This is a genomic window from Candidatus Thalassolituus haligoni (genome assembly GCF_041222825.1).
GTDB classification, from domain to species: Bacteria; Pseudomonadota; Gammaproteobacteria; order Pseudomonadales; family Oceanobacteraceae; genus Oceanobacter; species Oceanobacter antarcticus.
Window position 1 is genome coordinate 2,701,309 of the sequence record NZ_CP139482.1, and the last position, 22,284, is coordinate 2,723,592.

Below are 22,284 nucleotides of genomic sequence, written 5' to 3' on the forward strand. Positions count from 1 at the left end.
ACCCGAGGAGCCACTGGATGAATCCCTTTAAACACCTGTTAGTGTCCGTTGCACTGATCGCCCCCCTGCTGTTGGCAACCCCGGCTCAGGCGGCACTGGCCTACGTTTCTAACGAAAAGGACAACTCGCTCTCGGTCATTGATCTGAGCCGTTTTGAAGTGGTCGACACCATTGAAGTAGGCCAACGCCCGCGTGGCATTACCTTTAACCAGGACTATTCACTGCTGTATATCTGTGCCAGCGATGACGACACCGTACAAGTGCTGGATGTCGCCAGCAAACGCATTGTCGCCAACCTGCCTTCTGGTGAGGATCCGGAACAGTTTGCCCTCCATCCTGATGGCGATCGCCTCTATATTTCCAACGAAGACAGCGCTCTGGTGACGGTGGTTAATCCCCTCACCCATCAGGTCACCGGTCAGATTGATGTTGGCGTCGAACCGGAAGGCATGGCCGTCAGCCCGGATGGCAAACTGGTGGTCAACACCTCGGAAACCACCAGCATGTTGCATTGGATAGATACCAGCACCCAGCAGCTGGTGCACAATACCAAGGTGGATCAGCGACCGCGCTACGTACAGTTCAGTCAGGATGGCAGCCAGCTCTGGGCCAGTGCTGAAATCGGCGGTACGGTGTCGGTGATCGACGTCGCCAGCAAGGAAGAGATCCACAAAATCCGCTTTAATATCCGGGGTATTCATCGTGACAAGGTACAGCCGGTCGGCATCAAGCTGACGTCTGACGGTCGTTATGCCTTTGTTGCGCTTGGCCCTGCCAACCATGTTGCGGTGATTGACGCCAAAACCTGGGAAGTACTCGATTATTTACTGGTGGGTCGGCGGGTCTGGCATATGGCGCTGACGCCCGATGAAAAGTTTCTGCTCACCACCAATGGTATCAGCGGTGATGTCTCGGTGATCGATATCGAACATCTGAAAGTGACCAAATCCATCAAGGTCGGACGCTACCCCTGGGGGCTGGCGATCAAGCCGGACTGAATCATGAATCAGCCAGTACAACCGTTAGTTGAAGTGGATCAGCTTGGCCATTGCTACCCCGGTAAACAAGCGCTGGATCAGGTATCTTTCACCATTCAGTCTGGTCAATTCCATGCCCTGCTCGGCCCCAATGGCGCGGGCAAAAGTACCTTGTTCGCGCTGATCAGTCGGCTATTTCAGGTGCAACAGGGCGATATTCGGGTGAATGGCCACAGTCTCCGCCACGCCCCCGCCGCCCTGCTGGGCAGTATCGGTATGGTGTTCCAGCAAAGCACCCTGGATCTCGACCTCAGTGTCGAGCAGAACCTCGACTACCACGGCTGCCTCCACGGGCTGTCTGCCGGGATACGCAAACAACGCATACAGGAAGAATTAGCCCGAGTGGAGCTGCTGGATGCCCGTGGCAAAAAAGTCCGGGCGCTGAATGGTGGCCATCGCCGCCGGGTAGAAATCGCCAGAGCTTTATTGCATCACCCCAGTCTGCTGCTGCTGGATGAAGCCACCGTCGGTCTCGACCCTCACACACGGGCCAGCCTTAACCGCCATGTTCGTTCGTTGTGCGAGCAGCAACAGGTCACTGTACTTTGGGCTACTCATTTGATTGAAGAAATTCTGCCCGCTGACCCTGTCACTCTGCTGCATCAGGGCAAGGTGCTGGCCAACGAGTCGGCCCACAATTTGTGTTTACAAACCGGCAAGGCGTCACTGGTGGAAGCTTTTGAACTGCTGACCGCCGACCGGCGTCGTGGTGATGGAGCCAGCGTATGAACCCGGCCAGCTACTGGTATGCCTTTAGCGGCATTCTCAAACGTGAAAGCCTGCGTTTTGTGCATCAACGCAGCCGGTTTTTCAGCTCGCTGATTCGGCCATTATTATGGCTGGCGGTGTTCGCTGCCGGTTTTCGGGCCGCCTTGGGGATCTCCATCATCGCGCCATACGACACCTATATTACCTACGAGGTGTATATCGTTCCCGGCCTGGTGGCCATGATTCTGCTGTTTAATGCCATGCAAAGTTCGCTGTCGATGGTGTATGACCGGGAGATGGGCAGCATGCGCGTACTGTTAATGAGTCCGCTGCCACGTTGGTATCTATTACTCAGCAAGCTTGCCGCCAGTACCCTGGTTGCCATTCCACAGGTGTATGCCTTTCTCGCTATTGCCTGGCTGTTTGACGTCGAATCGCCATTGATCGGCCTGCTCTGGGTCGCTCCTGCAGTGATACTAACGGGGGTTTTACTCGGTGCTATCGGGCTGTTTATATCCAGCTTTATCAAACAGCTGGAGAACTTCGCCGGAGTGATGAACTTCGTTATCTTCCCGATGTTTTTTATGTCGTCCGCCCTGTATCCGCTGTGGAAAATGCAGGAATCCAGCGAATGGCTTTATTGGTTGTGCAGCGTCAACCCGTTTACATTTTGTGTGGAACTGATTCGTCATGCTTTGTATGGCAAGCTGAACGGCGAAGCACTGGCCGTAGTGAGTGGTTGCCTGCTGGTATTTACTCTGCTGGCGGTACTGACCTTTAATCCGGAACGGGGACAAATTGGCAAGCCAGGGCGTTCCTGACTCCCTGGTAAAACGAGCTTGGGGCTGATTGAAACGTGCCAGGGTCTGGGTCTGGCGGTTAAAGCAGGGGTTAAAGCAGGCAGTTTTAAAGTGCAGCTAAAAAGGCAGCGATCGATTTTAACACCGTCATTTCGACACGCAGTCATCTACAGCAGTTATCTATAGCTGTGCCTGTTAATAATCAACCCAGCTATTGCCCGTACCTTCATCGTCAATGTCAACGTCTTTATCAATGTACAAAAAGTTATTGTTGCCGTTAATAATCACTTTATCCGGGGTATGGAAAAACCAGAGTTCGTTAAAATTGCCGTTCACATACACGGTGTAGCCCTGGATGTAATAGAGATAACGTTGCTCTCCAGAGAAATTCAGCGTCATGATGTTTGACGTTGTCGAACTGCTGCTACCCGACGTCGCCGTTGAAGCAGACTGCGTGCCTTCCGGTACCACCGGATCGCCACTGCCACATCCTGCCAACGCCACCAACCAAACCCCGGATACGTACCCCAACAGCCGCTGAATCTTCATCTCGCCTCCCTGGAAATGCCACTATTTGTCGTTTTATGTCAGTAAAGTGTCGTTAAAGCGCCAGTATAAGGTAAGACGGTTCATCCCGGCGACCAGCGTTACAATTATCCCCAAAGTGTGGCTCCAAGCTGCTTGAAGTGTGACTTGATCAACAAACCGAGCGCCTGAACGGAGCCATTGGCACGAGGTGAACAGGCTGGCAGGTGGATAAAGACCGGGTAATCGTCCTTATTAACGAGAAAATAGTTAATCCTCCGCCCAGCTATGCTGTAATCCACTCCTTACCCTGTTCACCAATGTATTCCGAAAAACATGCCTTCAAAAACGTCACCTGCAGCATCGCTTGATCTGGATCGCTACGTTCCGGCACTGATCACCTTTCTGGCTAACAAGATGTCTGCCGGAGCGTCCAGGCTCTATCGGGATAATTTTGGTGTTGGCATCGTCGAATGGCGTTTGCTGGCGCTGTTGAAAGTGGAAGATGCCATCACCCCCAACCGTATGTGTCAGGTGATCGGTCTCGACAAGGCTGCCGTCAGCCGCTCGCTCAAATATCTGCAAGCATCCGCTTATGTGCATTTCCGCTCGGATCCCGAAGACGCCCGAAAAACCATTGTCTCGCTGACCGAATCCGGCAACGTGTTACACGACGAGATATTTCAGGTTGCCATCAAACGGGAAGCACTGCTGCTGGGCGATTTTTCTGCAGCAGAACGCGATACGCTGATCGACCTGCTGTCCCGTATGAACGCCCGAGTCGGGTTGGTAAATGCTTACGATCCGAATAGCCCAGCGAACACTCAAGAGAACTCCCAGGCAAACAGTCCATCGACAGATTGTTAACTCCAGCGCTTGGCCCCATCTCCCCTACGCTTTTAATCAACCCGCCTTCGTGCAGGTGACGGCTCACATCGCCGTCACCTGCTGTCCCGCCCTCTCTATTTTGAATAACAATCAACAAAATCCAATGACCATATAGTTGACATAACAACTATAAAAACCATATAGTTGATACATCAACAATAATAATCAAGCCAGGAAACCACATGATCGAGACGATCGAGGTCGTGATCCTCAACAAATACCCGGCGGCAAACGCTATCTGCGGGCTCGACCTGGCACTGGAAAACGGTGCTGCCCTACCCGCGTTCTCAGCCGGAGCTCACATTGATCTTCATCTGCCTTCCGGCCTGGTACGGCAATATTCGTTACTGAACGCGGGCAGCGATTGTCACCAGTACCAGATCGCAGTTTTGCGTGACCCGCATTCTCGTGGCGGTTCCGTCGAAGTTCACGAGATGTTGCAAGCCGGTCAGCGTGTACAGATCAGCGCACCGCGTAATCTGTTTCCACTGCAATCCGGCGTCCGGCATTCTGTGCTGATTGCGGGCGGTATTGGCGTTACCCCGATTTTGTCCATGGCGCGTGAACTAAATGCGTCAGGCAGTGACTTTGAAGTCCACTACGCCGCACGCTCCAGGGCGACAGCAGCCTTCGGTGACCAATTTCAGCAAGCGCCGTTGGCAGCTCACAGCCACTGTTATTTCGATGATGACAATCAGCGTCTCGATATCGCCCGAATCATCACCTCCGCCCCAGCCAGTGCGCACCTGTACGTTTGTGGCCCTGGGGGCTTTATCGACTACGTTCTTGATGGTGCCAGGCAGCAAGGCTGGGACGAATCCCGCCTGCACCGGGAGTTTTTTGCCGCTCCAGTCCATCACCTCGACAGCGCGGCTGACAGTCCGTTTGAACTGGTGATCAAAAGCAGTGGCCAGATCATCACCGTTGCCGCCAATCAAAGCGCCTTTGAAGCACTCGATGACGCCGGTATTGATATCCCCGTGTCCTGTGAACAAGGTATTTGCGGCTCTTGCCTGACGGCGGTTGTTCATGGCATCCCGGATCACCGCGACAACTTTCTTACCGATGACGAAAAATCTGCCAACAATCAATTCACCCCCTGCTGTTCCCGAGCCAAAGGCAAGCGCCTGGTGCTGGGGCTTTAAGTACGCAGTTGATTGCCCAACAACAAGAATGAGGAGATCCAGATGACCGTATCCATTTACATCCCTGGCGTCAGTGCCGAGGTCAACAACGGGCCAGGCCGCCAGCAGGGCGCTTACCCATTGAACCAGTGGTACGTTGCAGCACACAGCAAGGAACTGACCGACACCCCCGTGGGCCGCACCCTGCTCAACGAAGCCATTGTACTGTTCCGCAAGGGCAATGGTCAGGTTGCCGCCGTTGAAGATCGCTGTTGTCACCGTCACCTGCCGTTGTCGGCAGGCACAGTCGAAGAGAACGGCATCCGTTGCGGCTACCACGGCATGCTGTACGACGACAGCGGCCGCTGCATCGACATTCCTGGCCAGGACAAGATCCCACGCCGGGCCAAAATTCATGCTTACCACATACGGGAACAAAACAAGTTGGTCTGGATATGGTTTGGCCAGCAGCAAGACAGCGAGCCAACCTGCGAGCCACCGGCTTACCCCATTCACGATGATCCGCGCTACGTCTCCGATGGTGACGTCTATCATTACAATGCGCCTTATCAGCTGATTCACGACAACCTGCTGGATCTCAGCCATCTCGGCTATGTGCATCTGCGTACCATCGGCGGCAACGCCAAACTGCATATGAACGCCAGGATGGACGTCGAAAGCGAAGGCACCAGCGTACGCGTCGTGCGTCATATGCCCGCCTCAGAGCCACCTCCAACCTACACTGCAGCCTATCCGTTCAAGGGGCTGATCGACCGCTGGCAAGAAATTGTCTTCCACCCGTCGCACCTGGAAATCTGGACCGGTGCCGTGGATCAGAATAGCGAAGACGTCAACAACCCGGAGCGTGGCGGCTTCCATATGCGCGGTTTCCACGGCATTACCCCGGAAACCTCCACCAGTTGTCATTACTTCTGGTCAATGGCAACCAATCCGAGCCAGAACATCGAAGCCACCAAGGCCAAGGTCATTGAACAAACGGCTCTGACTTTTGATGAAGACAAGGTCGTCATTGAAGCGCAATACGAAAACATGAAACGCTTTGTCGGCGAAGCCATGATCGATATCCATGTAGACGTTGGCCCCAATCGGGCGCGCCGCATTATTGAACAGTTGAAAACTGAAGCCAGTGCCGGATAACAGCTTGCCATGCTCGACCAAACGCGACTGAAAACGCTACAAACGATGATGAGAACGATAAAAAGCGCCGTAAAAATCGGCCAGAAAGTGCCGTTTATTGAGTAATAAATGAGCATTGAGAGGCCAATTGTTATCGCTGTTATTTCGGGCGTAGCCGTTTTTGGCTGCGCACTGAAGCGCTCAGTCGCCCCACAATTTAAAAAACAACCCCCAGCCAGACGCATTAATAACAATAAACGTTTTATAAAAATAACAAGGGTACACCATGAAAATTATCAGCAACATACTGCGCAGTGCACTGTGCCTCAGTGTCAGCGGATTGATCACTACAGGCCAGCTGCAAGCAGCTGAGTTCAATTTCAAATTACACCACCTGCTGCCGCCCATGTCTGAAGTACATACCAAAATCATGCTGCCATGGGCAGAAAAAATAGAGCAGGAATCCAACGGTCGTATTCATATTGATGTATACCCGGCCATGCAACTGGGTGGTAAGCCGGCACAGCTATTTGACCAGGCGCGCAAGGGAAGCGCCGATATCACCTGGACAGTCGCGGGCTACACACCGGGCCGTTTCCGTAAATCAGAAGTATTTGAACTGCCGTTTATGGCATCCAGTGCCGAAGTCACCAGCCAGGCATTGCAACAATTTGCTACCGAAGAAATGACCGACGATTTCCGCGAAGTAAAGCTGTTGGCCATTCACACTAATGCCACCGGTGTTCTTCATTCCCGAGGTAAAGGCATCCATAAAATGGAAGACCTGGCCGGTCTGAAAATTCGTGCACCCAATAAGGCCATGGCAGAAGTTTACGCCCTGATGGGCGCATCACCGATATTTATGCCTGCACCACAAATGTCCTCTGCGTTGTCCAAAGGTGTACTGGACGTTGCGTCACTTTCATACGATATTGTTGGGCCATTAAAAATACACGAACTCACCCAATCAACCACAGAAATCAGTGGCGATCGCGGTTTGTACGGCCAAGTGTTTTTGTTCAGTATGAATAAAAAATCCTATCTCAAACTGCCCAAAGAGTTACAGCAGGTGATCGATAATAACTCGGGCATCAAACTGGCCGCCTGGATGGGTCGTATTCTGGATGAGATGGGGGCCAAAGGCAGAACGCTGGTAAAAGATTCCGGCAATGAAATCATCGTCCTGTCAGCAGACGAAACCCGCCACTGGCGTGAAACCGCACAGCCTGTGATCGATGCCTGGATGGACGATATGAACAGCGATGGCGAAGATGGCAAAAAACTCTACCAGCGAGCCAATCAGTTGATCGACCAATACGGCCGCAAGCCGTAATTCAGACAACCACTTGCTTCGCTCGTTTGCGGAGAGAAAACTCCGCAAACGAGCGTAAAAGAAAGCAAGATCGGCAACAGTCTGCCAACACTATGTCCCTTTTACCAAACTCCACCTCACTCAAACATCCGCTTAATGCATCCGCTTAATGCATCCGGATTCCCGGCATTTGTACACTTGAGCGCATATTACTGTTTCGTTTATCTGATTAAAAAACCATCTGAAAAAGAAATACCCAGCTACAATCATCAAACAGCGCTGTCATTTCGTACACTCTGAACAAAAAAACAGGTTAAAAAACACCCATGATGGCGCATTTTTTAATGTTGCTATCTTGGTAGACGGGCGAACTCTGTGCTATATAGTAAATGTCAGGAACATCTGAAAGACATTGCACCTGAAATTACAGCATAAAAAATCAACTCTGGATGTGCGTTTATCCTGCATACACTGCGCGTTATCGTCGATTTTTCCTTGTCTTTTCTGCGTCCGACACTTTTTAGACCCTGCAGATATCCACATTAAATCATTAGAGGTTTGAATGACCGTATCCATTCTCGACACTAACATCGACGAGCTGATTGAAGCTGAACAAAAGAAACTTGCTGAGTTAATTCAGGCTAAAGCAGATCAGCAGAAAAAATACGCTGCCTTGAATGACATCGCAGAAGCCTTTCAGTCGGCATTAACGCAGTACGGTGTTACCGAGAAAGAGTATTACCAATACATTGCAGCAGATCTGGAAAACTGGATTAAAGACAACCAAGATAGTCCTATGTACGAATCACTGCTGAAACACTTCAACAAAGCAGCGCTTAAAGTACAGAAAACATCCAGCCTGCCTCAGCCCAAGCTGAAAGTGGGCAAATACCGCAATCCGGCAACTCAGGTGGTTGTCGAAAAAATCAAACGTTCGCCAAAGCTGCTGGATCAGTGGATTGCCGAATATGGTTTTGCCGTAGTAAGAACCTGGAAAGAATAAGCACACCGGGTATAACAACCCGCTTCAAGTGCTTCTTATACTTGCACCAGGAGACGACTTATCGTCTCCTGGTGTCGTTTTTTCCTATTACTTACAAATAATTACATATAACGTATCCGCCACTACCCTGAAAATTGCCATTAATCTAATTTGAACCTGCACGTTGCCTAGATTTCGGCAATAGCATCCAGGCTTTCCGGTAAGATCTGCCCACCATCAACAATAATTTGCTGACCAGTAATATAAGACGCTTCGTCCGAAGCAAAAAACAACGCCGCATTACCAATGTCTTCCACCGCTCCCAAGCGTTTAAGCGGGATAGACGCCGCCATACTGCCAAGATATTCCTCGCCCAAACCTGCCAGTCCTTCCGTCATAATATTACCGGGCATAACCGCATTAATCGTGGTGTTGTAACGAGCCAGTTCCATCGCGGCCGTTTTGAGAAACCCCAGTTGACCCGCCTTGGAAGCGCCATAATGAGCCCAGCCAGGGTAGCCCGTCACCGGCCCGGTAATCGATGAGGTCACAATAATCCGTCCCTTACCTGCCGCTTCAAACGAGGGGATACAAGCCTTGACGCACAAGAATGTGCTTTTAAGATTGGTATCCATCACCTGATCCCATTCATCTGGCTCCAGATCGATCAGCTTTTTTTGCGGAAAGATTCCAGCGTTGGCGCACAGAATATCAACCGGGCCGAACAGCTCTTCGGTGACTGCCACCATTTCCTTGACCGATGTCCAATCTGCCACATCGCAGGTACACCAGGCGGCAGTGCCTCCTTCGGCTTCAATATCAGCAACCGTGCGCTGCGCGTCCTCTTTGCCCCGTGCGGCAATCATGATTTTGGCACCCTGACGGGCAAACACCTGGGCAATGCCTTTGCCAATACCTTTCGAGCCACCGGTCACAATCACGACCTTGTCTTTGATGGAACTGAACATGATTTTCCCTCTGTCTGCAGTTAGTTGGTTGATCACATCATTACGATATATTTTTGCTCTTGCAACATTTTAATTTGCAAGACAAAGATTTTATCGTTCTAATAACCGCATTCGTTGACAATCATCCGCAGCAGAGATCACACCATGACAGGTATTTACGACGACGATTTTGTCTACCGGCTACAACAGGGCGTGTCACAACTGGCTCCTCGCTGGGGTGCAGGAACGGATGTCAGCGTGCGTCTGCTCACCTTGTCTGAAAATGCGACTTTCCTGCTGGAACAACCCGGTAAAGACCCGCTGGTTATTCGGGTACATCGTCCGGACTACCATTCGCGAGCCGAGATTGAATCCGAGCTCAGCTGGATTCAGGCGCTGCGTGCCAGTCATGTTGTAACCACACCGGCATTGATACCACTGGACGACGGCTCACTGATCGCCAGTTTCGACGATCAGGGCCAAACCCGTTACGTTGTTGCCTTTGCCTTTATGCCGGGCAAGGAGCCGGATGCCGACGCCAACCTGATTCCCGGTTTTGAACTGCTCGGAGCCACGTCAGCCCGCCTGCACCAGCAAGCCAGCACATGGCCATTACCAACCGGGTTTAGCCGCAAAACCTGGAATTTCGACAGTGCCTTCGGTTCTCAGCCGCTCTGGGGCGACTGGCGTGCAGCACCGGGCCTGAGCGCACCAGACCAGAGCCTTCTGCAACGACTGTGTGATCAACTGCAACAACGACTGGCACACTATGGTGCCAGCGCCGACCGCTTCGGCCTGGTACATGCCGACTTGCGTCTGGCCAACCTGCTGGTCAACAACGACCAACTGGCGGTGATTGATTTTGATGACTGCGGCTTCAGCTGGTTTATGTACGACTTTGCCGCCGCTATCTCCTTTTATGAAACGTCGCCACTGGTGCCCGACTTGCAACAAGCCTGGCTGCGCGGTTACCGCTCCGTACGGCCATTAGCGGACGAGCATATCCAGATGATCCCGGATTTTATTCTGTTCCGTCGTCTGCTACTGACTGCCTGGGTCGCCAGTCACCCGGAGACCGCAACGGCAGCCGCCGCCGGACACGAGACCTACACCGCCGGGACGGTCGAGCTGGCCAGACAATGGTTACGGCAGCAACAGGAAGATACACAATGAACCAGACCGATACCGCAGTGCGCCCCATTCTGGACATGAACGCCTTTGATGCCACACAGGCCTCCTCCAATCACCAGGTAAGCCGTCGACTGAACAATCTCGGCGCAGCCTCCGTGCTGTTTTACCGCCAGCCAATCGAGATGGTCACAGCACAAGGCTGCTGGATGACTGCCGCCGATGGCAGCCGTTATCTCGACTTTTACAACAACGTGCCCAGTGTCGGCCACTGTCATCCAAAGGTGATCGAAGCGGTGACAGAGCAAATGTCCCGGCTGAACACTAACACTCGTTACCTGGTGGCCGTCGTCGACGATTACCTCGACGCCCTCAAGGCCAAGCTGCCTGACGCTCTAGCCAACGTCGTAATGACCTGCTCCGGCAGCGAAGCCAACGACCTCGCCATGCGCATTGCCCGCAAGGTCAGCGGCGGCACTGGCTTTATCGTTACCGAGGCCGCTTACCACGGTAATACCGCACTGGTCACCGAGGTATCTCCCTCCGCCTTCAGACATGCTTCCCTGCCGGATCATGTGGTCGCCATTCCAGCACCGTCGGCTCTGGTTTACGGCAACGACATTGCCACAGGCTTTGCCAACGCCGTACGTGCAGCGGTAAAAACGCTGGCCCAACGCGGGCATCGACCCGCCGCTTTGCTGGTCGATTCCATTTTCTCCTCCGATGGCGTCTTTGCCCAACCTGCCGGATTTCTGCAAGCCGCTGTCGATGCCATCCATCAAGCGGGTGGTCTTTATATTGCGGATGAAGTCCAACCGGGATTCGGCCGTCTGGGTGACGCTTTCTGGGGCTTTGATTATCATGGCGTCCAGCCGGATCTGGTCACCATGGGCAAGCCGATGGGCAACGGCTTTCCCATGGCTGCCATGGCTTCCCGACCGGAGTACCTGGCGGCGTTTTGTGAAGACACTGGCTACTTCAACACCTTTGGTGGCAACCCGGTGGCCGCCGCCGCCGGTCTTGCAGTGCTGAAAGTACTGGAACAGCAAGGCTTGCAACACAACGCGCGCGATACCGGATACTGGCTACAGCAACAGCTGAACCAACTTGCTGCTGAGCATCACCGCATAACGGATGTTAGAGGTAGTGGACTGTTTATTGGTGTGGATCTGGGTGCTGAAGATGACCCGACCCGACCCGACCCGGTATATACGGTGCAGATCATTAACCGCATGAGGGATGCCGGGGTACTGATCGGTGCCGCAGGCAAACACGCGGCAACGCTGAAAGTTCGTCCTCCGCTATGCCTGACACGCAACGAAGCACAACAGTTCGTCGATGCCCTGTCAGCCGCCTTGACCACCGACTGACATTATCATCGGCTGGTGGCTTGTATTTACCCTGCCAGCTGAATATCAACACCACCGCTTGCCAGCGCCTGACCTAACGGGCCCTGGGGAGCGATGTCGGTCACCAGCACATCGATATCCTGCCACTGCGAAAAACGCGCTGTCGCCATCCGATCAAACTTGGAGTGATCCGCCACAATCATATGACGGCTGCTCTGTCGCAGCATGCAGGCATACACTTCGGCTGCATCCATTAACGCATCCGTTGGCCCCGCCGGAGAAATACCGCTGGCCCCCAGAATCGCCCAATCCACACTGTAGTCCGATAAAAACCTCAGGGTCTGGGCACCGTGAACCGCCCCTTCCCCGGCATGATACACACCAGGTGCCAAGACCACCTCGATCGTCGGATTCAGCGACAACGCCGTGGCCACCCCAAAAGAATGGGTAACCACGGTGATATTGTTCATTTCAAAGGCTATACGCTTGGCCACCTGAACCGTCGTTGCCCCCGATCCCATCATCAGTATGCGCGCGCCTTTCAGCAATGGCGCTGCCGCCTTGCCGATCATCGCCCGCTCTTCGACATTAGCCTTGTGGCGCTCCGACAACACTGGCTCGGCAGGCTGACGTAACAGCGCACCGCCGTAAGTCCGGTTGATCAGCTGTTGTGCCGCCAGCTCCTCCAGATCACGGCGGATGGTCTCGGTAGTGACCCCCAAGGCATCCGACAACTCACTGACCCGCATCGATGGATTCACCGACAGCTGATCAATAATGGCTTTATGGCGTGTGGTTTTCTTGCGAGACATGGCGGCGTTCCGTAATTCAGACGGGGCAGGAAGGGTGATTCCAGACAATCAGGCCGCCAGCATGCCATACCCCACACCGCTTGCAACCCGTAACCCAGTCCGTCACAACCCGCGTTTACTTCATTTCAAAGCCTTTGGAAAACAGGAAATCTTTCATATGAGGGCGCAATTTGTGACTGAACATCGGCCGCAATTGCTGCGACCAGTTGGTTTCCTTGTTATTGCCAGTGCGTTGCTGATAGTAGGACTGCATAGTCTGATCAAAAGCCGCAACCTGGGCCTCATCCTCACTGCCATTGTAATAATCCTGCTTCAGGATGGTCTCCAGTGGCAAACGCGGTTTCACCTCCGGCTGCTGATCGGGATACCCCAAACACAAACCAAATACCGGGTAGACATGATCAGGCAACCTCAATAACGCGCTGACGTCTGCCGGGTTATTACGCAAACCACCGATATAACAGATCCCCAAGCCGACCGACTCTGCAGCCACCACCAGATTCTGGGCAATCAGAGCGGCATCTATGGTTGCCACCAGCAACTGCTCCGTCATCCCCGTCACAATCTCTGCTCCAGCGCGTTCTGCCGCTTCGAACGAGCGTTTCATATCGGCACAAAACACCAGAAACTCGGCACAACCGGCAACATAAGGCTGACCGCCAGACAAGGCCACCAACTGCTCACGGTTGCCCTGATCTACCACCCGAATAATCGAGTAAGCCTGCACATGGTTGGAGGTTGCTGCACACTGTCCAGCCGCCACCAGCGTATGCAGTAACTCGTCGGTAATCGGTTGATGGGTAAACTTGCGAATGGAACGGTGAGACTTGAGCAAATCGATAACCGTGTTCATACAACCTCGTGCAGTTCATGAATTTGAACGTAGTTGAACAAATAAAATCACCATTTGCCAATGCCATTAGCTGACCCCATAGATACCACCCTCATGACTACTGAACCGGGCCTACCATGCCTTTCCAACTCATACACATTGGTAATTGCCCTCCCGGAGCGTTGGAGCGCTACCTAGCACCCTAACGCCAATGCCTGTTCCAGGGTGATCAGTTCAGTACTGTCGCGGTTAATTCTGAGAATTTGCCGCCGATTGTGCGACTGGCTGGCACTGATGTGCACCCAGGCCGGTTGCCCATCGTTGCCGTATTCATGAATCAGTTGGTCTATATCCAGTTCGTGCAAATACATCACCGCTGTCGCAAACAGGTAGAAGTTGGCGGAAGCATCAGCCCGGATCGAGCGGCCAATGCGATCCCGCACCTTGTGTTCGATGATTCGCCGATAACGGGTATGACGGCTGGACTCCAGAATCTGTGAGGACAATGCAACGTCGGCTGCCTGACCGACGACATGCTGGCTGGTTGATTTGCTGCCAATATGGCTGTTCAACAGCTCACAGCGATAACCGCTGTTGATGCTCATCGGGGTATCCAGCAAGGTACGTAATGGTTCCAGACTGGAGGTGACCAGGTAACCGAGATTACTCACTACTTGATCGCTGGGAGCGTTTTGTCTTGCCAGCATCTCGCCGCCTTCCCGCTCAGCGGTTTGGGACACCAGAAACTCGTGCAAAGAAAAATGCTTGCTTAATTGCATGCTGCCGCCCTCCTAGCGCTTGATGTACTTGCGGACACGAGATGGCAATGCCCGGTCAAGTTCGGCGGCAGTGAAATCCTGTTCGGTGTTTTCTGCCAGTTCAAGCTCAACACCGGCCTGAATAGCCATCTGATGAGTCTGCTGCCGTGCCACTTCCATTTCTGCGCTGGCCTGTTGTTTGCGTTCAGAGACCTTGCCGTTGGAGTATTCGGTAATTGCATGCTGCACCGCCCGACCACCAAACCAGAAGCCAAACACGTATTCAAAAATCGTCCACAGCTGATCTGGTATTTTGTCCAGATTCACCCCAACACGATCCGCAGCTCCCGCTGAAAACATCAGCAAGGTAATAATGACCACTGCCCATACGGTGATAAAGGGCCGAATCGCCCCGCGCATAAACTGCACCAGCGGGTGAACGTTATCGCCGCTGCCTTCATACGCCAGCACAAATTCACGAAACTCGCGATCCGGTCGACCTGCCTGATCCAGCAGATACTTGTTCATCTCCAGTTTCCACTGCTCTTTCTGGGCTTCAAACTCGGCTTTGGTGATTTCTTTTTTATCCGCTGATTCTTTCCATCGAACAATGCTGTCGATGCCTTTGCTGACCAGGTCGGACAATATCGGGATAGGGAACGACATAACACTCTCCTTGTTTTATTAACGTCAATCCCGCCAGCGATAATCCATGACCCGTTAAGGGTATGACGCTGCCGGGCATTCGAAACTCGTCGCGACAACAAGATTAAAAGCTTGCGCGCTGCGGAACAAGTCTGCGCTGGCTACCCGAGCATGCGACAGCATAGCCGCCATAAAAAACGACGCCCAAGTGTCTGGCGCCGTTGTAAAGGGATCCGTCCTGCTGCGGGTTATTCAGCAGACGAACAGTTGGGCTGGTAGCGGCTGACCTGGGCCAGGTCGAGCAGTTCGCGCAGGGCGACGGCAATCATGGAGAATTCCAGTGCATCGGCGCTTTTTAGCTCCGTCAGCATACTTTGCCAGCGACCCACCATGATGGTCTGCTCTTCTTGCCAGCGTTGCAGTGCCGTCTCCATGGTCTCGTCTGCGGTTTTGCTGGCCAGTATGCCAACGGTGAGTGATCGCTGCTGCCAGTCGAGGTCGTCACGCAGGCTTTCTCTGGCGAGGGCTTCCCAGTGGCTGTTGGTGGGCAAGGTGTTGATTTGCTGCCCTACCCAGTTGAGCGACAGTTGTTCGCCAACATCGAAGTAGGCCGCTGCCACTTCAGCAAAGGGTCGGCCAGTTTCGGTAGCAGCTTCAATGATGCCGAGTGCGGAGTACAGGTTGACGGCACCGACGGTATAGCTGGCAAGGTCTTGCGGCACCCCCTGATCAATCCGGGCCTGGTAGCTACGCTGCCAGCGCTCCAGTGACGAGCCACGCAGGATATCGCCGAGATTGGCGGCGATGTCTTCAACCGCCGGGCCAAAACGCGCTACTTCATTGCTGATCTCGATTGCCGAGCGGCGGTTACGCAGGAACCAGCGGGTGGCTCGCCGTACCAGCCGCATCAGTTCCGACATCATGTCTTCCTGGATATCGGTGCCAATCTGATAATCGAGTTCGTTAATTTGTAACCAATGTTTTTCCAGCGCAAAAATGCCTCTGGCGGCGACGTAGGCGCGGGCAATATCAGCAATACTGGCACCGGTGGATTTATGCAGCCGATGCATAAAGGTGATGCCCATGTAGTTGACCATGTCATTGGCCAGCTGGGTGGCGATAATCTCCTGACGCAAACGATGCTGCCCCAGTTGCTCACCAAAACGTTCATCCAGTGCCTGCGGAAACGCCGTTTTAAGGATGTCGGCGACATACGGATCCGCATGAATTTCCGGGCAATTGAGCTGTTCTTTCAGATCAGCCTTGGTGTAGGAGATCAGCACTGACAGTTCCGGCAGGGTCAGCCCGGAGCCTGAGTTTTTGCGTTCGTTGAGTAACTCGTCGTCGGGGAGAAACTCCAGCGAGCGGTTGAGTTTGCCCTGGCTTTCATAGGCTTTCATCAGGCGGCTGTACTCGTCAAGGCGCGTCATGCAGTCCTTGTAAGCCAATGAAATGGCCTGGGTCTGACGATAATTGTTACCCAGCACCAGCTGAGCGACCTCGTCGGTCAACCCCATAAAGATGGCGTTACGCTGCTTGCGGGTGAGGTCGCCGTTGTCGAGTACCTCGTTGAGCATGATCTTGATATTCACTTCGTGGTCGGAGCAATCCACGCCACCGGCATTGTCGATAAAGTCGGTGTAACCGGCACCGCCATGTTCGGCAAACTCGATCCGGCCCAACTGGGTCACACCAAGGTTGCCACCTTCGCCGATCACCTTGGCCCGGACTTCATTACCATTGATTCTCAGGCTGTCGTTGGCCTTGTCGCCGACTTCGGAGTGTCGTTCGCTACTGGCCTTGATATAGGTGCCGATGCCGCCGTTCCAGATCAGGTCAACCGGTGCCTTGAGGATGACACTGATCAGATCATTAGGAGCCATACGATCCTGGGTAATGCCGAAGCACTGTTTCATTGGCAATGAAATGGCAATGTTTTTGGCTGAGCGCAAAAAGACACCACCACCCTTTGAAATCAGCTTGCTGTTGTAATCCGACCAGGATGAACGTGGCAGCTCAAACAGACGTTTGCGTTCCGCAAAGCTGCTGACAGTATCCGGTGTCGGATCGATAAAAATATGCAGGTGGTTAAACGCGGCAATCAGACCGATATGTTCCGACTGCAACATGCCGTTGCCAAACACATCACCGGCCATATCGCCAATACCCACGACGGTAAAGTCCTTCTCTTGCACGTTGTGGCCACGTTCGCGAAAGTGCCGTTGTACCGAAACCCAGGCACCACGGGCGGTGATGCCCATCTTCTTGTGGTCGTAACCAATGGAACCGCCGGATGCAAACGCATCCCCCATCCAGAAGCCTCGGCTGACTGCAATTTCGTTGGCAATGTCGGAGAAAGTGGCGGTGCCCTTGTCAGCTGCCACCACCAGATACGGATCATCGCCGTCGTGGCGCACGACGTGTTCTGGCGGGTAAGCCTTGCCTTCGACCAGGTTGTCGGTGACATCCAGCAACGCGCTGATAAAGGTTTTGTAGCAGTTGATGCCTTCAGCAATAAAAGCATCCCGACCACCGTCCTTGGGTAACTGCTTGGCCACAAAACCACCTTTGGCCCCCACTGGAACGATAACGGCGTTTTTGACCTGCTGCGCCTTGACCAGCCCCAGCACTTCGGTACGGAAGTCATCAATACGGTCAGACCAACGCAAGCCGCCTCGGGCAACCTTGCCACCACGCAGGTGGACACCTTCAATCCTGGGTGAGTAGACAAAGATTTCGAACATCGGCCTTGGCAACGGCATTTCGCTGATCAGCGCGGGATTCATCTTCAGTGCAATATAGGGTTTTACCAGCCCGTCATCACCCTGTTGAAAAAAGTTGGTGCGCAGGGTCGCCTTGATCAGTTCGCAATAACGCCGGATGGTGCGGTCTTCGTTGAGCTGACGCACATCGTCCAGGCTATCGAGTATCTGCTGTTCAAGGCTGGCAGTATCCGCTTGACGTTGCTCCTCACTGCTGTTGTCCAGGCCAAAGCGGGTATGAAAGAGTTTCACCAGTAACGTACTGACAGGAATATAACTGCACAGGGTCTCGGCAATATAGGACTCGGAGATACCAAAACGAATCTGTTTCATATAGCGGGCATAAGCGCGCAGCAGGGCAATATCTTTCCAGCCCAGCTGGCCACCCAGAACCAGACGATTAAAGGCATCGTTCTCGGAACGGCCTTCCCAGGTGGCCCGAAAAGAGTCCTGAAACAGGGCTTTGACATCGGTAATACTGATGCTGTCAGACAGCGTGTATTGCAGCAAGAAGTTATGAATCCATACCACTTCACCACTCTGGCAGACAATCTCATACGGGTGTTCTCCCAGCACCCGCAAACCGAGGTTTTCCAGCACTGGAATCACGTCAGACAGCGGCAGAATAGAACCGCGATGGAACAGTTTGAAGCGCAGGTGATCATTGTCTTCTTCCAGCTCGCGATAAAAACTCATCGCCAGCTGGCCTTGCTCCTGCTTCAGCAAGGATTCCATATGTTGAATGTCGGCGACGGCAGTTCGAGCGCCAAAGCTTTCCCGATACCCGGCCGGAAAGGCGCTGCGATAATCGTGGAATTGGCGGTTGCCCAGTTCTTCACCGACCTGTTCAATCAGGGCATCGTGCAAATCATCCGGCCAGGAACGCACCACCTGGCGGATTTTCTGCGCCACCATGACTTCGTCGAAGCTGTTGTCGCGATCCGGGTCAAGGCGCAAGGTATACTGCGCCCGCGCCAGCACCGATTCGGAAAAATAGGTGGTGGATTCGATATCCAGCGGTTCGAACTCAAGCCGCAATACCCCTTCAATACGCTGGCGTAACTCGGTGTTGTAAATATCACGCGGTACATACACCAGACAGGAGACAAACTTGCTGTAGGTATCGCGACGCAGATAAACCCGAGTCTGACGCCGCTCCTGGATATTCAAAATACTGATGGCGGTTTTATAGAGCTGCTCGACCGACGACTGAAACAGCTCATCACGCGGGTACACTTCCAGAATCCGGTTCAGTTCCTTACCGTTATGACTGACCGGATTAAAATTGGCCTGATCCCGTACCTGTGCCAGTTTGTTACGTACAATCGGGATGTTATTGGGGGTTTCGATATACACCATTGAGGTATACAGACCCATAAAACGCACACCACCGATTACCTCGCCAGCATCGTTGTAGCGCTTGACCACAACATAGTCCGGATAGGCCGGACGGTGCACCCGGCTGCGGACACCGGATTTCATAAAACTCACCGGGCTGGTGCCGGTGATAAAATCGTGAATATCGGCAGGCAGATCCTGTAATTTCAAGCGTGTACGGTCGGCCTTTTTATGGAACCGGAATGTACCCAGATCCTGTTCGCCGTCACGCACGACAAATTCGTTATCACCTTCCCGCTCAAAGTGAAACTCATCCGAAGCCAGGAAGGTAAAATGATTCCCCCCCAGCCAGCGCATAAAGGCCAGAGCTTCTGCTATTCCTTCCACCTGAACAGTCGCCAGATGCTGGCTGACCTCGTCGGCACGACGGGTAATGGCAGTAAAATCTTCCACACAACAACGCACCTCTTCCAGCACCGAATGCAGCGACTCGGTCAATTGCTGCAACACGTCCTTGTCGGAGTGATGATCGAACTCAATATAAATAATCGCTTCCGGCAACTTGCCCTTGCCCGGTTTACGCCAGTCTGTTTCGGCTTGCAGATGACCATCACGGTCGCGGGTCGCGTGCAGAACACAGTACTGGATGGCATGTAAAGACATCTGACGGGCGTTCAGCTGCATTCGCACCGAATCCACCAGAAATGGAACGTCCTCGCACACCACTTCAACGACGGTGTGTAACGACTGCCAGCCATGGTTTTCATGATCCGGATTAAATACCCGTACCTTCACCTCGTGGGGGTGGCGCTGCTGGATAAAATGCCAGCTCGACAGGGTGGCTCCATACACATCCGCTACCGGGCGGGCGAGCAATTCATCAACGGGAGCATTAGCGTAATAGGTGTCCGCAAAACGGCGCAAGATGTTGGCTTGAGCGGGGGTATTGCGGTCAGTAATGATGTTGTGCAGAGCAGTAAGCATGATAGGCGTCCGATCAAATCGACATGTTTATTCAAGAGTAGCAGTGCTGGCGGTTATTTTCGTGACACGCTGACAAGTTACCACACCATGCCGGAATCAATTCTCCAACGAAAGCTTGAACTTAGTTCATCCGCCCCCATCTGAGCGTCAGTCCAGCCCACTATCGCCGGTGGCAGATGGCTGCTCCGATGGCTTAAAAATGTAACATGACAGGAACATTCCATGACCCAGCAAGAAGGATTTCAACGTCTTCGTACCGCCTTGCAAAGCCGGATTATTGGCCAGCCTCATCTGGTTGATCGTTTACTGATCGCACTGCTCAGCGACGGACACCTGTTAGTTGAAGGCGCTCCCGGGCTGGCCAAAACCAAGGCCATCAATGCGTTGTCCCAGAACATGGAAGGCGATTTCAAACGTATCCAGTTTACCCCCGACTTGCTGCCAGGGGACATCACCGGCACTGAAATCTATCGCCCCGAACACCACAATTTTGAATTCCAGCCCGGGCCGGTTTTCCACAACCTGATTCTGGCGGATGAGATTAACCGGGCACCGGCCAAGGTGCAGAGCGCCTTGCTGGAAGCCATGGCCGAACGTCAGGTGACGGTTGCCGGTGTCACCCGACCCTTACCGCCCCTGTTTCTGGTAATGGCGACCCAAAACCCGATTGAGCAAGAAGGCACCTATCCACTGCCCGAAGCCCAGCTCGACCGCTTTACCATGCATGTCCGTATTGATTACCCTGATGCCGATGCCGAATTAAAAATTCTGCGACTGGCCCGTGGCGAAGCCATCGACAGCACAGCAGAACCGCTGAAAATGCTGACCCAAGAAGATATTTTTGCTGCCCGCCAGCAGGCCCTGGCGTTGCATATGAGCGAAGCAGTAGAGCAGTACATTGTGCAGCTGATTATGGCAAGCCGGGATCCGGGCCGTTATAACACCGAACTGGCCAACTGGATCGAATACGGCGCCAGCCCCCGTGGCACCATTGCACTGGAGCGCTGTGCCCGTAGCCACGCCTGGCTATCCGGTCGTGATTACGTCAGCCCGGACGATGTACAAGCAGTCGTACACGATGTACTGCGTCATCGCCTGCTGCTGAGTTTTGAAGCAGAAGCCAGCGGTAAAACAACCGATCAGGTGATAGACACTCTGCTGTCGCTGGTTCCCGTGCTCTGACAGGCGACCACTCATGAGCTACCCAACCGACCAGACCCTGAACCTGTTCCATCATGGCAGTCAGTTTGATCCTGCACGGCTGACCCGTCTCAGTCAGCTAGCCCGGCGCGTGCCATTACGCAAACAGAAACGGGTACTCAGCACCCGGGCAGGCAACCACTTGTCCAGCGTCAGAGGGCGCGGTCTGGACTATGCTGAAAATCGCCAGTATTTGCCCGGTGATGATATTCGGTCGATGGATTGGCGCGTGACTGCCCGTACCGGCAGCCCTCATATCAAGGTCTACCAGGAAGAAAAAGAACGCCCCGTACTGTTGGTGACCGATTTACGCGCCAGCATGAATTTTGGCAGCCGCCGGACACTCAAGCAGCTATTGGCCGCCGATCTCACCGCCCTGTTGGGCTGGGCCACCATTGCCGAAGGCAATCGCCTTGGGGCATTGATATTTAATGACGACCAGGAGCTGGATCTACGTCCGAAGCCTGGCAACAAGCAACAGCTGCAGGTCATTAATGGCCTGGCCACCCTTTACGACAAGCGACCTCCGGGGAGCCGGGAACCAGCGTTGTCAGCCGCATCTTCGCTAACGGCCAGGCAAGACCGTCCGGCCAACAGGCCCTCGTCACAACAGCGCATGACCGACATTTGTCTGCATCTGCGCCGCATCGCCAAACCGGGAACCAGCATCTACTTTATCAGCGACTGGCACGGCATGAATGCTGACGCCGAAGCCCAGCTGTTTGACCTCAGTCGCCACTGCGATCTGACCGCGATGCAGATATACGATCCGCTCGAAGCCCGCTTGCCTGCCAACGGCTGGCTGACGCTCAGCGATGGCCAGCGGCGCGATCTGATCAACAGTTCATCGCAGCAGCAGCAACACGACCATCAGCACCGGTTTGAGCAGCAACAACAACGCTTGCAACAGCACATGATGCGGTTGCGTATGCCACTGCTGACCATTTCAACCGCCGATGATCCGTTACGGGCCTTGCTCTCCGGGCTTGGCCTGACCACGGCAACAGGAGGATAAA

The 22,284-nt window shown here is 53.6% G+C and carries 19 protein-coding genes; 12 read left to right on the top strand and 7 right to left on the bottom strand.

All coding sequences use genetic code 11. The features are described 5' to 3' along the window. Nucleotides 1-17 precede the first annotated feature (17 nt). From SOJ49_RS12020 to SOJ49_RS12030, 3 genes are read left to right on the top strand one after another with little or no spacing between them, the layout of a single operon-like run. Nucleotides 18-998: a YVTN family beta-propeller repeat protein gene (locus SOJ49_RS12020; protein ID WP_369854748.1), complete on the top strand. Its 981-nt coding sequence runs from the start codon at nt 18-20 to the stop codon at nt 996-998. A 3-nt stretch (nt 999-1,001) separates the two neighbouring features. Then, nucleotides 1,002-1,766, top strand: coding sequence for an ATP-binding cassette domain-containing protein (locus SOJ49_RS12025; RefSeq protein WP_369854749.1), 765 nt, complete (start codon nt 1,002-1,004; stop codon nt 1,764-1,766). Further along, nucleotides 1,763-2,566, top strand: a complete 804-nt coding sequence (locus SOJ49_RS12030) for an ABC transporter permease (RefSeq protein WP_369854750.1) — start codon at nt 1,763-1,765, stop codon at nt 2,564-2,566. The genes SOJ49_RS12025 and SOJ49_RS12030 overlap by 4 nt, the downstream gene beginning before the upstream one ends. A gap of 174 nt (nt 2,567-2,740) precedes the next feature. Here the strand turns inward: SOJ49_RS12030 and SOJ49_RS12035 are convergent, their stop codons facing one another. Then, nucleotides 2,741-3,094: a hypothetical protein gene (locus tag SOJ49_RS12035; protein WP_369854751.1), complete on the bottom strand. Its 354-nt coding sequence runs from the start codon at nt 3,092-3,094 to the stop codon at nt 2,741-2,743. A 312-nt stretch (nt 3,095-3,406) separates the two neighbouring features. Here SOJ49_RS12035 and SOJ49_RS12040 point away from each other — a divergent pair, with 312 nt between their 5' ends. From SOJ49_RS12040 to SOJ49_RS12060, 5 genes are all read left to right on the top strand, one after another. After that, a complete protein-coding gene (locus tag SOJ49_RS12040) occupies nt 3,407-3,937 on the top strand; it encodes a MarR family winged helix-turn-helix transcriptional regulator (protein ID WP_369854752.1) in 531 nt (176 codons plus the stop codon). A 203-nt stretch (nt 3,938-4,140) separates the two neighbouring features. Continuing rightward, nucleotides 4,141-5,103 carry a 2Fe-2S iron-sulfur cluster-binding protein gene (locus SOJ49_RS12045; protein WP_369854753.1) on the top strand — a complete coding sequence of 321 codons (963 nt, stop codon included), beginning with the start codon at nt 4,141-4,143 and terminating at the stop codon, nt 5,101-5,103. A 42-nt stretch (nt 5,104-5,145) separates the two neighbouring features. Then, a complete protein-coding gene (locus SOJ49_RS12050; RefSeq protein WP_369854754.1) occupies nt 5,146-6,240 on the top strand; it encodes a Rieske 2Fe-2S domain-containing protein in 1,095 nt (364 codons plus the stop codon). 265 nt (nt 6,241-6,505) lie between these two features. After that, nucleotides 6,506-7,552, top strand: coding sequence for a TRAP transporter substrate-binding protein (locus tag SOJ49_RS12055; protein WP_369854755.1), 1,047 nt, complete (start codon nt 6,506-6,508; stop codon nt 7,550-7,552). Nucleotides 7,553-8,093: 541 nt separating this feature from the next. Beyond that, nucleotides 8,094-8,534: a hypothetical protein gene (locus tag SOJ49_RS12060; protein ID WP_369854756.1), complete on the top strand. Its 441-nt coding sequence runs from the start codon at nt 8,094-8,096 to the stop codon at nt 8,532-8,534. Nucleotides 8,535-8,701: 167 nt separating this feature from the next. On the opposite strand, the gene fabG is transcribed toward SOJ49_RS12060, so the two are convergent. Further along, entirely contained in the window at nt 8,702-9,481 is a 780-nt protein-coding gene (gene fabG, locus SOJ49_RS12065; protein ID WP_369854757.1) for a 3-oxoacyl-ACP reductase FabG, read from the bottom strand. A gap of 144 nt (nt 9,482-9,625) precedes the next feature. On the opposite strand from fabG, the gene SOJ49_RS12070 reads away from it, so the two are divergent. Continuing rightward, nucleotides 9,626-10,633 carry a phosphotransferase enzyme family protein gene (locus SOJ49_RS12070; RefSeq protein ID WP_369854758.1) on the top strand — a complete coding sequence of 336 codons (1,008 nt, stop codon included), beginning with the start codon at nt 9,626-9,628 and terminating at the stop codon, nt 10,631-10,633. Further along, on the top strand, nt 10,630-11,958 hold the full coding sequence (locus tag SOJ49_RS12075) for an aspartate aminotransferase family protein (RefSeq protein WP_369854759.1): 1,329 nt from the start codon (nt 10,630-10,632) through the stop codon (nt 11,956-11,958). Before SOJ49_RS12070 ends, SOJ49_RS12075 begins: the two co-directional genes overlap by 4 nt. Nucleotides 11,959-11,984: 26 nt before the next feature. Here the strand turns inward: SOJ49_RS12075 and SOJ49_RS12080 are convergent, their stop codons facing one another. The 5 genes from SOJ49_RS12080 to SOJ49_RS12100 all read right to left on the bottom strand — a co-directional run bounded on the left by SOJ49_RS12080 (nt 11,985) and on the right by SOJ49_RS12100 (nt 20,068). Next, nucleotides 11,985-12,749 (bottom strand): DeoR/GlpR family DNA-binding transcription regulator, encoded by a 765-nt coding sequence (locus SOJ49_RS12080; protein ID WP_369854760.1) that lies wholly within the window; start codon nt 12,747-12,749, stop codon nt 11,985-11,987. A 115-nt stretch (nt 12,750-12,864) separates the two neighbouring features. Continuing rightward, nucleotides 12,865-13,602 carry an oxygen-insensitive NADPH nitroreductase gene (gene nfsA, locus SOJ49_RS12085; protein WP_369854761.1) on the bottom strand — a complete coding sequence of 246 codons (738 nt, stop codon included), beginning with the start codon at nt 13,600-13,602 and terminating at the stop codon, nt 12,865-12,867. Between the two features lie 173 nt (nt 13,603-13,775). Next, nucleotides 13,776-14,360 (bottom strand): D-Ala-D-Ala carboxypeptidase family metallohydrolase, encoded by a 585-nt coding sequence (locus SOJ49_RS12090; RefSeq protein ID WP_369854762.1) that lies wholly within the window; start codon nt 14,358-14,360, stop codon nt 13,776-13,778. Between the two features lie 12 nt (nt 14,361-14,372). Further along, on the bottom strand, nt 14,373-15,005 hold the full coding sequence (locus SOJ49_RS12095) for a hypothetical protein (protein WP_369854763.1): 633 nt from the start codon (nt 15,003-15,005) through the stop codon (nt 14,373-14,375). Between the two features lie 227 nt (nt 15,006-15,232). Then, entirely contained in the window at nt 15,233-20,068 is a 4,836-nt protein-coding gene (locus tag SOJ49_RS12100) for an NAD-glutamate dehydrogenase (protein ID WP_369854764.1), read from the bottom strand. A gap of 222 nt (nt 20,069-20,290) precedes the next feature. On the opposite strand from SOJ49_RS12100, the gene SOJ49_RS12105 reads away from it, so the two are divergent. After that, nucleotides 20,291-21,250: an AAA family ATPase gene (locus SOJ49_RS12105; RefSeq protein WP_369854765.1), complete on the top strand. Its 960-nt coding sequence runs from the start codon at nt 20,291-20,293 to the stop codon at nt 21,248-21,250. Between the two features lie 13 nt (nt 21,251-21,263). Continuing rightward, on the top strand, nt 21,264-22,283 hold the full coding sequence (locus SOJ49_RS12110; protein WP_369854766.1) for a DUF58 domain-containing protein: 1,020 nt from the start codon (nt 21,264-21,266) through the stop codon (nt 22,281-22,283). Nucleotide 22,284: the final 1 nt, after the last annotated feature.

Bases quoted from the DNA above. Each gene is read 5' to 3' on its own strand.
- SOJ49_RS12110 (WP_369854766.1), top strand. From the start codon at position 21,264: ATGAGCTACCCAACCGACCAGACCCTGAACCTGTTCCATCATGGCAGT.
- SOJ49_RS12025 (WP_369854749.1), top strand. From the start codon at position 1,002: ATGAATCAGCCAGTACAACCGTTAGTTGAAGTGGATCAGCTTGGCCAT.
- SOJ49_RS12060 (WP_369854756.1), top strand. From the start codon at position 8,094: ATGACCGTATCCATTCTCGACACTAACATCGACGAGCTGATTGAAGCT.
- SOJ49_RS12035 (WP_369854751.1), bottom strand. From the start codon at position 3,094: ATGAAGATTCAGCGGCTGTTGGGGTACGTATCCGGGGTTTGGTTGGTG.
- SOJ49_RS12080 (WP_369854760.1), bottom strand. From the start codon at position 12,749: ATGTCTCGCAAGAAAACCACACGCCATAAAGCCATTATTGATCAGCTG.
- SOJ49_RS12100 (WP_369854764.1), bottom strand. From the start codon at position 20,068: ATGCTTACTGCTCTGCACAACATCATTACTGACCGCAATACCCCCGCT.
- SOJ49_RS12055 (WP_369854755.1), top strand. From the start codon at position 6,506: ATGAAAATTATCAGCAACATACTGCGCAGTGCACTGTGCCTCAGTGTC.
- SOJ49_RS12050 (WP_369854754.1), top strand. From the start codon at position 5,146: ATGACCGTATCCATTTACATCCCTGGCGTCAGTGCCGAGGTCAACAAC.
- SOJ49_RS12090 (WP_369854762.1), bottom strand. From the start codon at position 14,360: ATGCAATTAAGCAAGCATTTTTCTTTGCACGAGTTTCTGGTGTCCCAA.
- fabG (WP_369854757.1), bottom strand. From the start codon at position 9,481: ATGTTCAGTTCCATCAAAGACAAGGTCGTGATTGTGACCGGTGGCTCG.
- SOJ49_RS12020 (WP_369854748.1), top strand. From the start codon at position 18: ATGAATCCCTTTAAACACCTGTTAGTGTCCGTTGCACTGATCGCCCCC.
- SOJ49_RS12030 (WP_369854750.1), top strand. From the start codon at position 1,763: ATGAACCCGGCCAGCTACTGGTATGCCTTTAGCGGCATTCTCAAACGT.
- SOJ49_RS12040 (WP_369854752.1), top strand. From the start codon at position 3,407: ATGCCTTCAAAAACGTCACCTGCAGCATCGCTTGATCTGGATCGCTAC.
- SOJ49_RS12045 (WP_369854753.1), top strand. From the start codon at position 4,141: ATGATCGAGACGATCGAGGTCGTGATCCTCAACAAATACCCGGCGGCA.
- nfsA (WP_369854761.1), bottom strand. From the start codon at position 13,602: ATGAACACGGTTATCGATTTGCTCAAGTCTCACCGTTCCATTCGCAAG.
- SOJ49_RS12075 (WP_369854759.1), top strand. From the start codon at position 10,630: ATGAACCAGACCGATACCGCAGTGCGCCCCATTCTGGACATGAACGCC.
- SOJ49_RS12095 (WP_369854763.1), bottom strand. From the start codon at position 15,005: ATGTCGTTCCCTATCCCGATATTGTCCGACCTGGTCAGCAAAGGCATC.
- SOJ49_RS12105 (WP_369854765.1), top strand. From the start codon at position 20,291: ATGACCCAGCAAGAAGGATTTCAACGTCTTCGTACCGCCTTGCAAAGC.
- SOJ49_RS12070 (WP_369854758.1), top strand. From the start codon at position 9,626: ATGACAGGTATTTACGACGACGATTTTGTCTACCGGCTACAACAGGGC.